Genomic DNA, 11365 nt, shown 5'->3' with positions numbered 1-11365 from the left:
ACCCCCGCGCCCCCGTGGGATATTTGGCCAATGTGAAAGGCGTGGCGGGGCGATGCTTTGGGATGGGAGCGACGGAGCGTTCGGCCAAGTGGCGGCGGGTCAGGGTTCCGGTTCTTTCGGGCTGGAATTTGGGGCTACATCGCTTAAAGCCCCTTGCCGGGGCCAAGCCCCGCGCCTAATCCCTTGCGCATGAAACTTCTATTCCTTGGCGATGTGATGGGCCGGTCGGGCCGGGCTGCGGTGACCGAGCGGTTGCCGGGCTTGCGGACGGCGTGGGGGCTGGATTTCGTTGTGGTCAACGGCGAGAACGCCAGTCAGGGCGCGGGGATCACCGGCGATCACGCCAAGGAGCTGCTGGCGGCGGGGGCGGATTGCCTGACGCTGGGCGACCATGCCTTTGACCAGAAGGACATGCTGAGCTTCATCGAGCAGGAGCCGCGGATCATCCGGCCGCTCAACTTTTCCAAGGTCGCGCCGGGCAAGGGGTTCCGCGTGTTCGAGGCGACACAGGGCCGCCGGGTGCTGGTGACGCAGGCGCTGGGGCAGGTGTTCATGAAACGGCCGTTTGACGACCCGTTTTCAGCGCTGGAGTCGGTTCTGAAGGCCCATACGCTGGGCGGTGTGGTGCAGGCGGCGATTGTCGATATCCACGCCGAGGCGACGTCGGAAAAGATGGCGACCGGGCATTGGTGCGACGGGATGGCATCGCTGGTGGTGGGGACACATACCCATGTGCCGACGGGCGATGCGATGATCCTGACCAAGGGCACGGCCTATCAGACCGATGCGGGCATGTGCGGCGACTATGACAGCGTCATCGGGATGGAAAAGCTGGAGCCGTTACGCCGCTTCATCACCGGGATGGCGAAATCGCGGTTCGAACCTGCGGCGGGGCCTGCAACCCTGTCTGGCGTATATGTCGAGACGGATGACCGCACGGGGCTGGCAACCAAGGTGCGGATGGTACGGGTCGGCGGACGGCTGGAGGCTGCCCAACCGTGAGCGACCTTGGCGCGGGTGACCTTGCGGCGGGCCCCCCACCCTCTCCCACGCCCACGAGGGGGGAGGGGAGCGCCTGGGCTACTAGCCGGTGGTTCTTTGTGGCCGTCCTGATCACGCTGGGCGTGGGTTGGGGATCGACGCAATCCTTGGGCAAGATGGCGACGGCGACGGGGCATCAGCCGTTCGGGCTGATCTTCTGGCAACTGGTGGTCGGAGCGCTTGTCCTTGGCGCGGTGTCGCTGGTGCGGGGCAAGGGGATGGTCTTCAGCCGTCCGGCGATGACGTTTTATGTGGTCGTGGCCGTGATCGGCACGCTGATCCCGAACGCGACGTTCTATGCGTCCGTCGTGCATCTGCCGGCGGGGATCATGTCGATCCTGATCTCCACTGTGCCCTTCCTGGCCTTTCCGATGGCGCTGGGGTTGGACCGGTTTTCGGCGGGGCGGCTGGCCGGGTTGGCGCTGGGGCTGGTCGGCGTGGCGCTGATCGCGTCGCCAGCGGGGGGCGGGGCGGTCAGCCTCGGCTGGCTGCTGGTGGCCCTGGTCGGACCGCTGTTCTACGCGATCGAGGCGAATTTTGTGGCGCGCGGCGGCACGGCCGGGATGGACGCGGTGCAGGCGATGTTCGGGGTGTCGGTCGTGGGAAGCCTGCTGGCCGCGCCGATTGCCCTTGGAACCGGGCAGTGGGTTGATCCGTTTCCGATGGGGCAGGCGGAGTGGGCACTTGTCACGTCATCGGTCGTGCATGCCGTGGTCTATGCAAGTTATGTCTGGCTGGCGTCCAAAGCGGGATCGGTCTTCGCCTCGCAAACTGCCTATCTGGTGACCGGGTCGGGCGTTATCTGGGCTATGCTGCTTTTGGATGAGCGGTTTTCACCAATGGTCTGGGTCGCGCTTGTGGTGATGCTTGCGGGTGTGGCATTGGTGCAGCCACGCGGCAAGGCAGACGCCGCAGCCTGACAGCGGAGGGCGGATGTTCGGACTGGCGATCCCGGCAGAGGTGCAGCCCTTTGTGGCGCTGGCGATCCTTGTGGTCATGTTCGCGCTGTTCGTGCTGGAGCGGACGCCGGTCGAAGTGACGGCCATCGGTGGTGCGGCGGTGATGCTGGTGCTTGGCATCCTGCCGATTGGCGAGGCCGCAAGCATCCTGTCGAACCCGGCACCCTGGACGATTGCCATGATGTTTCTGGTGATGGGCGGGATGGTGCGCACCGGGGCGATCGAGATGATCATTGCCGCTGCCGAGCGGCATGTGGGCAACCGGCCCAAGACCACGATTGCGGTCCTGTTCGGCGGGGTGGGCCTTGCTTCGGCCTTCATGAACAACACGCCGCTGGTGGCGGTGATGATCCCGGTGGTGATCCAGCTGGCTGTGAAGATCGGGACGGCTCCGTCCAAGCTGTTGATCCCGCTAAGCTATATGACGGTGCTGGGGGGCATGATCACCCTGATCGGCACCTCGACCAACCTGTTGGTGGACGGGGTGGCGGTGGCGCAGGGGATGGAGCATTTCAGCATGTTCGAGATCGCCCCCCTTGGCATCGCCGTCATGCTGGCGGGGGGGGCGTTTCTGGCGTTGTTCGGCAACCGGCTGTTGCCGGTTCGGCAGTCCATGGGCGTGCTGCTGAACGACCGGCGGAAGATGAAGTTCTTCACCGAAGTCGCGGTGCCCGAGGACAGCCCCCTGATTGGCCAGCCGGTGCTGAGCGTGGACCTGTTCAAGCGCGACGGGGTGCGGGTGATCGACGTGCTGCGGGGCGATGCCAGTCTGCGGCGCGATCTGCAGCCAGTCACTCTGGCCGCCGGGGACCGGGTGGTTCTGCGTACCGAGATGTCGGAACTGCTGGGCCTGCAGGGGCGAACCGACCTGCATCTGGTGGACAAGCTGTCATCGGTGAAGACGGAAACGGTGGAGGTGCTGATCGGCCCCGGCTGCCGGATGGAAGGACGGTCACTGGGCGAGTTGCGCATCCGGCGGCGGTATGGCGTCTATGTGCTGGCGGTGCACCGGCGGAACCAGAACATCGGGCGGCAGCTGGATGATCTGATCGTGCGGGTGGGCGACACGCTGCTTTTGGAAGGGTCCATCGAGGATATCCAGCGGCTGGCGGCGGACATGGATCTGGTGGACATCAGCCGCCCGAAGGTGGCGGCGTTCCGGCGCCAGAAGGCGCCGATCGCCATTGCCGCGCTGGGGCTGATCGTCATCCTGTCGGCCCTGGATCTGGCGCCAATCCTGCCGCTGGCGGTTCTGGCCGTCGCGGTGATCCTGATCACCCACTGCGTCGACAGTGACGAAGCCTTCAGCTTTGTCGATGGCCGGTTGCTGGCCATGATCTTTGCCATGCTGGCCGTGGGCGAAGGGCTGGAGCAATCGGGCGCGGTGACGCTGATCGTTGGCGGTGTGGCGCCATGGCTGGAGGGGTTGGGGCCATTCCTGATCATCCTTGCGGTCTATGCCATCGGGCTGATCATGACCGAGTTTCTGTCGAACAACGCGGTCGCGGTGATCTACACGCCCATCGCCATCGAACTGGCCCAGTCGTTGGGTCATGACCCGCGCCCCTTTGTCGTGGCGGTGATGTTTTCGGCCACGCTCGCCTTCGCCACCCCGGTGGGCTACCAGACCAACATGATGGTCTACGGGCCGGGCGGCTACCGGTTTTCCGACTTTACCAAGGTGGGTCTGCCGCTGAACATCATCGTCATGCTGGTGTCGGCGCTGCTGATCCCGCTGATCTGGCCGCTTTAGGCGCGGGGTTGCGGTCGCGCCGGGGGCTGGTGTAGAGGACGCCATCATCTGAAGGCGATCGGAGACCGGGGTCATGGCAGGCCATTCGAAATGGGCGAACATCCAGCACCGCAAGGGCAAGCAGGACAAGCTGCGGTCCAAGATGTTTTCCAAGCTGGCGAAGGAAATCACCGTCGCCGCAAAGATGGGGATGCCGGACCCTGACATGAACCCGCGTCTGCGGCTGGCGGTGAAGGCCGCGAAGGCCGTGTCGATGCCGAAGGACGTGATCGACCGGGCCATCAAGAAATCGCAGATGGGCGACGGGGCGGATTACACGGAAATCCGCTATGAAGGCTACGGCGTCAACGGGATCGCGATCATCGTCGAGGCGATGACCGACAATGTGAACCGTACGGCGTCGAACGTGCGGTCCTACTTCTCGAAAGCCGGGGGCAACCTTGGCACGACGGGGTCGGTCGCGCACAGCTTTGACCGGATGGGCGAGATCACCTATCCCGCCTCGGCCGGGTCGGCCGATGACGTGATGATGGCAGCGCTTGAGGCCGGGGCGGATGACGTCGAATCCGATGAGGATGGCCACTGGATCTATTGCCAGGTGGAAGCCCTGTCGGAAGTGTCGGATGCCTTGGAAAAGGCTTTGGGCGAATCGACGGAGTCAAAGCTGGTCTGGCGGCCGCAGACCCGGACCGAGGTTGATCTGGACACCGCGCAGAAGCTGATGAAGCTGATCGATCTTCTGGAAGAAGATGACGACGTGCAGACGGTGACGCATAACTTTGACGTGCCCGAGCATGTCGCGGCGCAGCTTTAAGCGCCGTCTGCTGCTTGCTGAAAGGCCCCCGCTGTCGGGGGCCTTTTGCGTTTTGCGGGTATGACCTGCATCAAGGACGGGGCCGCCGCCGTGCCGCATCCTGCGCAAAGGCAGGGAGGGTACTGTGATGCGGTGCACTTGGGTAGCAGCGGTTCTGATCGGTCTGGGCAGCATGGCCGCGGCCGAGGGTGAGATCACCGTGGGCGACGCGATGGCGGGCGAGGCGCTTTACCGGGAACATTGCGCAGTCTGTCATGGGGCCGAAGCGACGGGCGACGGGCCGATGGCGCCGGTCCTTCTGATCCAGCCTGCCGATCTGACAACGCTGATTGACCGCCATGGCGGGGTCTTCCCGCTGGAGCGGGTGGCGGCGCGGATCGACGGGCGCGACCCCCTTGTGTCGCATGGCAGCCAGATGCCGGTGTACGGCCTGTTCTTTCAGGGCAAGGACGTGGCGCTGCGCACGGATGCAGGCCAGCCGATGCTGACCAGCCAGCCGATTGCGGATGTTGTGGCCTGGTTGAGGACAATCCAGCAGTAGCAGGTCTTTTGCGTCAGGATTGACGCAGAATGGCGCGGGCCGTGGCGCGGATGGCCGTCGTCACCGGCTGAAGGGTCGGGGCGGCAAGGCGGGTGAACTGCCAGTGCAGGGCGACGTCAAGCGGCATGTCGGCCACCAGTTCGACCAATGCGCCCGAGGCGAGGTGCCTTTCGACCAGAGGTTCAGGGTTCAGGCTCCACCCAAGGCCGGTGAGGCAGGCATCAACGAAAGCTTGCGAGGATGCCATGCGATGGCTGGGCACGCTGGCGCGACGCGACTTGGTGCCGGTCTGGCCGGCGACCCAAAGGTCTTGCAGGCGGTCGTGGTCGGAAAAGGTCAGCGCGGGGGCCTGCGCCAGCGCCTGCGGTGTGACGCCGGTTGGAAACCAGCGGGCAATGTAGGCGGGTGACGCCGTGGCGCGGTAACGCAGGGCGCCAAGCGGGATCGTGTCGCAGCCTTGCAGCGGTCCTGGGTGGGCGGTGATGGCGGCCACCACCTCGCCGCGCTTCAGCCAGGCCTGGCTGACGTCCTGATCGTCAATCACAAGGTCAAAGAGAAAGCCTTCGGTTGCGGCGAGGGCCGGGATCACCCAAGTGGCCAGACTGTCGGCATTGACCGCAATGCGCAGGGTGGCGGGGCCGGGGGCAAGGCCGGGCAGGTCAGCCGCAACGGTGTGTTCAAGAAGGGCGATTTCGTCGTGGTGGCGGATGAGGCGCAGGCCTGCGGCAGTGGCGGTGCAAGGCTGGCCACGGCGGATGAGAAGCGTGCCCGCCACATCCTCCAGCGCCTTGATGCGCTGGCTGACGGCCGAGGGGGTGACGCGCAGGTCCGCTGCGGCAAGGTCGAACGACCCACGCCGATGGACGGCGGCAAGGGCGGCAAGCTGGGCAGGGTCTAGCATGAGTTGCGCTAATCCAACGACAAAAAGATTAACTAGACTGAGGCTGGTCGGGGCCGTAGGTCAAGCGGGATATGCGGTGCGGGGGGAGGGTGCGGAAGCCCTCGGCTGGGATATTTTGCAGAAAGAAAGTCCAGGGTGGGGATTTCGAGGGGGGGCGATGGCGGAACGCGATCTGGCAGCGCTGTTGCGGGGGATGGAGCCAGTAGGCGGGGATCAGCGGCACGCGGCACTGGACGCCTTGCGGGAGTTGTCGCGTGCTTGAAGCCGCAGTGCAGGGCTATCTGGTGGCGGTCAGCCTGATCCTGGCGATCGGGGCGCAGAATGCGTTTGTGCTGCGGCAAGGGCTGCGGCGTGAGCATGTGGCGGCGGTTGTCGCGGTTTGTGCCACGTCGGATGCGGTGCTTATCGCGGCGGGTGTCGCTGGGTTCGGGGCATTGTCGGGCGCGGTGCCATGGTTCGGCGAGGCGATGCGCTGGCTGGGGGTGGGGTTCCTGCTGGTCTATGGCGCGCTTCGGTTTCGGGCGGCTGCCAAGGGGGGCGAGGCGCTGAAGCCGTCCCAGGCGACGGCAGCGCCCCTGCGGCAGGTGCTGGCGACTTGTCTCTTGCTGACCTGGGCCAATCCGCATGTCTATCTGGATACGGTCGTGCTGCTGGGGTCGATCTCGGCCCAGTACGCCCCCTATCAGGTCAGCTTTGCGATTGCGGCGATGTTCGGGTCTTTCAGCTTTTTCGCGGCACTTGGCTTTGGCGCGCGGCTGCTGGCCCCGATCTTCGCCAGACCAGCGGCCTGGGTCTGGCTGGAGATCGGGGTGGGCTGCACGATGTGGGCGATTGCGGCGGCGCTTGCCTTGGGCTGAAGCCACCCCAGTCTTTGGAAGCCCCCTTGTCTTTGGCGGAGGCTTCCGGTTCTGTGCCCCCCATGCGCGACGCGACCGATCCGGGCCGCCCCCTAGAAGGGGTCTTGTGGATGCTGGCCACCACGATTGCCTTCGTGGCGGTCAATGGCGTGGTACGGCATCTGGGAACAGAGCTTCCTGCCGCGCAATCGGCCTTTATCCGCTTTGCCTTCGGTCTTTTGTTCCTCGCCCCGGCGATCTGGCAGGCGCGGGCGACGCGGTTTCCGCTGCCGGTCCTGCGGCTGTTCGGCTTGCGCGGGGCGTTGCATGTCGTGGCGGTGGTGTTCTGGTTCTACGCCATGGCGCGGGTCCCGGTGGCAGAGATGGCGGCGATCGGGTTTCTGAACCCGGTGGCGGTGCTGGTGATTGCTGGGCTGATCTTGGGCGAGGGCTTGGGGCGCGGGCGCGTGATCTCGATCCTGGTGGCGGTGGTGGGGGCGTTGGTTGTGCTTCGGCCGGGCTTGCGGGAGGTGTCCTTGGGGCATCTGTCGCAGCTGGCGGCGACCTTGTGCTTTGCCACAAGCTATATCATCGCCAAGCGGCTGAGCGGTCTGGCCCCGGCCTCGGTCGTGGTGGCGGTCTTGTCGGTGACGGTGGCCGTGGGACTGGCACCGCTGGCCTGGTGGGTGTGGCAGCCGGTGACGGGGATGCAACTGGCATGGCTGGCGCTGGTGGCGGCGCTGGCGACCGTTGGGCACTACACCATGACGCGGGCGTTCAGCGCGGCGCCCTTGGCCGTCACGCAGCCGGTGACATTCCTGCAGATCGTCTGGGCGGCGCTGCTGGGCGCGTTGGTCTTTGGTGAGGCGGTGGATGCCTTTGTTCTGCTGGGCGGCGCGATGATCGTGGGCGCGGTCAGCCTGAACACCTGGGCCGAGGCGCGGCGCGGGCGCATCCCGCCACAGCCGGTGCCATAGGGTGTTGCGCGCGGGGGCTTGACGCCGCACCCCCCGGTGAGGGGTCATGAACGGTCTTTCCCTAGGTTCGCCCGCCAAGGCGATCCTGCGGAGGTATCCATGCCCGACGAAACCACGATCCTGTCGCTGCCCCTGATCCTTCCGGCACAGGCGCAAAAACATGTCACCCATAACGAGGCGATCCTTGCGCTGGACTTGATTGTCCAGCTGACGGTGATCAACCGCACGCTGACCACGCCACCGGCCCTGCCCACGCTGGGTGACCGGCACATCGTGGCGGCTGGGGCGACGGGGCCTTGGGCCGGGCAGTCCGGGCGGATCGCCCTGTTCTCCGAAACCGGCTGGCAGTTCACCCAACCCCTTTCCGGCTGGCGCGCGCATGTGCTGAGCGAATCCCAGACGGCGGTGTTCGACGGGCTGGCGTGGAAGGCGCTTGCAGATGGGCCGCTGTCGGTGACGCAACTGGGCGTCTCTGCCACGGCGGATGCTATGAACCGGCTGACGGTCTCGGCGCCCGCGACGCTGTTGAACCATGCCGGGTCCGGCCACCAGCTGAAGCTGAACAAGGCAGCGGCGGGCGATACGGCCAGCCTTTTGTTCCAGACCGGCTTTTCAGGCCGGGCCGAGATGGGGACGGCGGGGTCGGATGATTTCTCGGTCAAGGTCAGTGCCGATGGCGCCAGCTTTGCCACCGCGCTGGAGGCGGATGCGGCGACGGGCGAGGTGACGCTGCCGCAGCCGGTGCATCTGGGCGGGCAGGCAGCCGATCCGACCAGCCCGGTCAATGGGACGCTGTGGCTGAACACCTCCAGCGGCGAGGTGAAGGTCCGCAGCGCGGGGGTCACCCTGCCGGTCGGTGGTGGCGGTGGGGGCGTGACGGATGGTGACAAGGGCGACATCACGGTGTCAGGTGGCGGCGCAAGCTGGGCGATTGACGCGGGCGTGGTGACGCTGGGCAAGCTGGCCAGCATCGCGACCGACAGCTTCCTTGGCCGTGACACGGCGGGAACCGGCAGCCCGGAAGTGCTGACACCGGCACAGGCGACCGCGCTTCTGTCCACCTTCACCAGCGGGGCAAAGGGCCTTGCCCCGGCATCGGGCGGGGGGACGGCAAACTTTCTGCGGGCGGATGGCACTTGGGCGGCCCCAGCGGGCGGCAGTCCGGGTGGGGCGGCGGGCGAGATCCAGTGGAACAACGCGGGTGCCTTTGCCGGAGCCGCAGATGTCGAGATTGAGGGCGGGCAGCTGCGTCTGGCCGCAATCGCAACGCCCCCGGCCCCTGCGCCGGGCGGGGTCAAGCTGTTTGGGCACACTGTCGGCGGGCGTATCCTGCCGGCGATCGTCGGACCAAGCGGTCTGGATACCGCCCTGCAGCCGATGCTTGCGCGCAACAAGGTTTCGTTCTGGACAGCGCAGGGCAATGCGGGTGTCGGGTCCGAATGGGGCATCAACCTGTCCACGACCGGGACGGCAACCAACGCGAACGTGGCGACGACCAACCTCTACGCCTACATGCAAAGGCGCGAATGGCTGGTCACCTCAGCAGCAACCACGGCAGTCGCCGGGTTTCGCGGCAGCGCGCAGATCAAGACCATTGGCGGGCCCTCGGACGCGCTGGGCGGGTTTCATCTGGTCTGGCGTTGGGCCCCGGCAACCGGCCTTGCCAATGCCAGCCACCGCGCCTTTGCCGGGATGCGCGCGACAACTGCCGTACCGACGGATGTCGACCCCTCGACCCTGACCAACATCTGCGGCATGGGCTATGACGCGACGGACACGACCATCCAGCTTATGCACAATGACGGCTCCGGTACGGCCACGAAGATCAACCTTGGCGCGGCCTTCCCGAAGCCAAATGTCGACCGGACCGCAGTCTATGAACTCGCGCTGTTCTGCCCGCCCGGAACGACACAGGTCCTGTCCTATCAGGTGATTGACCTTGTGACCGGCACTGCGGCGACCGGGACCGTCACGACCAATCTGCCGACCGCGACCACCCTTTTGGCACCGTGGTCCTATGTGTCGGTGGGCGGGGTATCCTCGGTGGTCGGCATCATGGTCAACAGTCTTTACCTTGAAAGCGACTACTAGCGCAGGGAACAGCCTGTGGCAGAGGCGGTCGCGCCTCTGCCATTTGACAGCCACGATCGTCCTGCATAGACAGGCCTCTGGTCGAATGAAGGGACATGGATCATGCGGATTGCAATGATCGGGACGGGGTATGTGGGGCTGGTTTCGGGCACCTGCTTTTCCGACTTCGGACATGATGTCGTCTGCGTCGACCGTGACGCGGCCAAGATTGCCCGGCTGACGGCCGGCGAAGTGCCGATCTTCGAACCGGGGCTTGAGGCGCTTTTGGCCAAGAACGTCGCGGCGGGGCGGCTGACCTTCACCACCGATCTTGCCCAAGCGGTCGACGGGGCCGAGGCAGTGTTCATCGCCGTCGGCACCCCCACCCGGCGCGGCGATGGCCATGCCGACCTGACCTATGTCATGGATGCCGCAGCGGAAATCGGCCGGGCGCTGACGGGTTACGCGGTGGTGGTCACGAAATCGACCGTCCCTGTCGGCACCAACCGCAAGGTTGCCGAGGCGATCATCGCCGCCAATCCGCAGGCACAGTTCGACGTGGCGTCGAACCCGGAATTCCTGCGCGAAGGTGCTGCAATCGACGATTTCATGCATCCCGACCGCGTGGTCGTCGGGGTTGAATCGGACCGGGCGAAGAAGGTGATGGCCGAGCTTTACCGCCCCCTGTCCCTGCGCGAATTCCCGATGGTCTATACCGGGCTCGAAAGCGCCGAGATGATCAAATATGCCGCCAACGCCTTTCTGGCCACCAAGATCACCTTCATCAACGAAATCGCCGCCCTCTGCGAACGGGTGGGGGCAGATGTCAAGGCCGTGTCCAAGGGCATCGGCATGGACGGGCGGATCGGCGACAAGTTCCTTCATGCAGGCCCAGGCTACGGGGGAAGCTGTTTTCCGAAGGATACCAAGGCCTTGGCGCGTATCGGCCAGGAACATGCCATGCCGATGCAGATCGTCGAGACGGTCATCAAGGTCAATGAGGAAATGAAGCGCCGGATGATCGACAAGATCGTCGATCTCTGTGACGGATCGGTCCGCGACAAGACCATCGCCATCCTTGGCGTGACCTTCAAGCCCAACACCGATGACATGCGCGACGCCCCTTCGCTGACCATCATCCCGGCCCTTGTCGGCGCAGGCGCAAGGGTGCGCGTCACCGACCCGCAAGGACGGCATGAAGGCGAGGCGCTGCTGCCCGGCGTCAAATGGATGGAAAACCCCTATCAGGCGGCGTCTGGTGCCGACCTGCTGGTCTTGCTGACGGAATGGAACGAATTCCGCGGTCTCGACCTGACCAAGCTGGCGCGCAAGATGGCAACGCCGCAAATGGCCGACCTGCGCAACATCTACGACCGCGGCGAGGTGCTTGAGGCGGGCTTCACCCGCTATGGCGGTGTTGGGCGCTGATCTGCCCAGTTCGCGAAGCTTTGCTGTAAATCCCGGGCAAACGCC

10 protein-coding genes are annotated in these 11365 nt (G+C 65.6%); 9 read left to right on the top strand and 1 reads right to left on the bottom strand.

Going from position 1 to position 11365, the window contains the following annotated elements; all coding sequences use genetic code 11:
• Positions 1 to 189: 189 nt before the first annotated feature.
• From EI545_RS05880 to EI545_RS05860, 5 genes are all read left to right on the top strand, one after another.
• Entirely contained in the window at positions 190 to 1002 is an 813-nt protein-coding gene (locus tag EI545_RS05880) for a TIGR00282 family metallophosphoesterase (RefSeq protein WP_125324602.1), read from the top strand.
• Between the two features lie 98 nt (positions 1003 to 1100).
• Positions 1101 to 1961, top strand: coding sequence for a DMT family transporter (locus EI545_RS05875; protein WP_245990309.1), 861 nt, complete (start codon positions 1101 to 1103; stop codon positions 1959 to 1961).
• A 13-nt stretch (positions 1962 to 1974) separates the two neighbouring features.
• A complete protein-coding gene (locus EI545_RS05870) occupies positions 1975 to 3753 on the top strand; it encodes an SLC13 family permease (protein WP_125324601.1) in 1779 nt (592 codons plus the stop codon).
• 73 nt (positions 3754 to 3826) lie between these two features.
• The gene (locus EI545_RS05865; RefSeq protein WP_125324600.1) at positions 3827 to 4567 is read left to right on the top strand and encodes a YebC/PmpR family DNA-binding transcriptional regulator; all 741 of its coding nucleotides are present in this window, start codon (positions 3827 to 3829) and stop codon (positions 4565 to 4567) included.
• A gap of 127 nt (positions 4568 to 4694) precedes the next feature.
• The gene (locus EI545_RS05860) at positions 4695 to 5108 is read left to right on the top strand and encodes a c-type cytochrome (protein WP_125324599.1); all 414 of its coding nucleotides are present in this window, start codon (positions 4695 to 4697) and stop codon (positions 5106 to 5108) included.
• A gap of 13 nt (positions 5109 to 5121) precedes the next feature.
• Here EI545_RS05860 and EI545_RS05855 read toward each other — a convergent pair whose 3' ends face one another.
• Positions 5122 to 6009: a LysR family transcriptional regulator ArgP gene (locus EI545_RS05855; RefSeq protein ID WP_125324598.1), complete on the bottom strand. Its 888-nt coding sequence runs from the start codon at positions 6007 to 6009 to the stop codon at positions 5122 to 5124.
• Between the two features lie 254 nt (positions 6010 to 6263).
• Between EI545_RS05855 and EI545_RS05850 the strand changes: the two genes are divergently transcribed.
• The 4 genes from EI545_RS05850 to EI545_RS05835 all read left to right on the top strand — a co-directional run bounded on the left by EI545_RS05850 (position 6264) and on the right by EI545_RS05835 (position 11320).
• Positions 6264 to 6866: a LysE/ArgO family amino acid transporter gene (locus EI545_RS05850; RefSeq protein ID WP_125324597.1), complete on the top strand. Its 603-nt coding sequence runs from the start codon at positions 6264 to 6266 to the stop codon at positions 6864 to 6866.
• A gap of 62 nt (positions 6867 to 6928) precedes the next feature.
• Positions 6929 to 7822 carry a DMT family transporter gene (locus EI545_RS05845; RefSeq protein WP_245990308.1) on the top strand — a complete coding sequence of 298 codons (894 nt, stop codon included), beginning with the start codon at positions 6929 to 6931 and terminating at the stop codon, positions 7820 to 7822.
• 99 nt (positions 7823 to 7921) lie between these two features.
• Positions 7922 to 9913: a DUF2793 domain-containing protein gene (locus EI545_RS05840; RefSeq protein WP_125324596.1), complete on the top strand. Its 1992-nt coding sequence runs from the start codon at positions 7922 to 7924 to the stop codon at positions 9911 to 9913.
• 102 nt (positions 9914 to 10015) lie between these two features.
• Positions 10016 to 11320 carry a UDP-glucose dehydrogenase family protein gene (locus tag EI545_RS05835; RefSeq protein WP_125324595.1) on the top strand — a complete coding sequence of 435 codons (1305 nt, stop codon included), beginning with the start codon at positions 10016 to 10018 and terminating at the stop codon, positions 11318 to 11320.
• Positions 11321 to 11365: the final 45 nt, after the last annotated feature.

It is taken from the genome of Tabrizicola piscis (assembly GCF_003940805.1).
In the GTDB taxonomy this organism is placed as follows: domain Bacteria; phylum Pseudomonadota; class Alphaproteobacteria; order Rhodobacterales; family Rhodobacteraceae; genus Tabrizicola; species Tabrizicola piscis.
The sequence above is the reverse complement of the archived record's forward strand: the minus strand, read 5'-3'. Positions and strand labels throughout refer to the sequence as shown.

What these genes read in the sequence shown, in the direction of transcription:
- EI545_RS05870 (WP_125324601.1), top strand. Translation starts at nt 1,975, where the DNA reads ATGTTCGGACTGGCGATCCCGGCAGAGGTGCAGCCCTTTGTGGCGCTG.
- EI545_RS05840 (WP_125324596.1), top strand. Translation starts at nt 7,922, where the DNA reads ATGCCCGACGAAACCACGATCCTGTCGCTGCCCCTGATCCTTCCGGCA.
- EI545_RS05865 (WP_125324600.1), top strand. Translation starts at nt 3,827, where the DNA reads ATGGCAGGCCATTCGAAATGGGCGAACATCCAGCACCGCAAGGGCAAG.
- EI545_RS05860 (WP_125324599.1), top strand. Translation starts at nt 4,695, where the DNA reads ATGCGGTGCACTTGGGTAGCAGCGGTTCTGATCGGTCTGGGCAGCATG.
- EI545_RS05855 (WP_125324598.1), bottom strand. Translation starts at nt 6,009, where the DNA reads ATGCTAGACCCTGCCCAGCTTGCCGCCCTTGCCGCCGTCCATCGGCGT.
- EI545_RS05835 (WP_125324595.1), top strand. Translation starts at nt 10,016, where the DNA reads ATGCGGATTGCAATGATCGGGACGGGGTATGTGGGGCTGGTTTCGGGC.
- EI545_RS05880 (WP_125324602.1), top strand. Translation starts at nt 190, where the DNA reads ATGAAACTTCTATTCCTTGGCGATGTGATGGGCCGGTCGGGCCGGGCT.
- EI545_RS05845 (WP_245990308.1), top strand. Translation starts at nt 6,929, where the DNA reads ATGCGCGACGCGACCGATCCGGGCCGCCCCCTAGAAGGGGTCTTGTGG.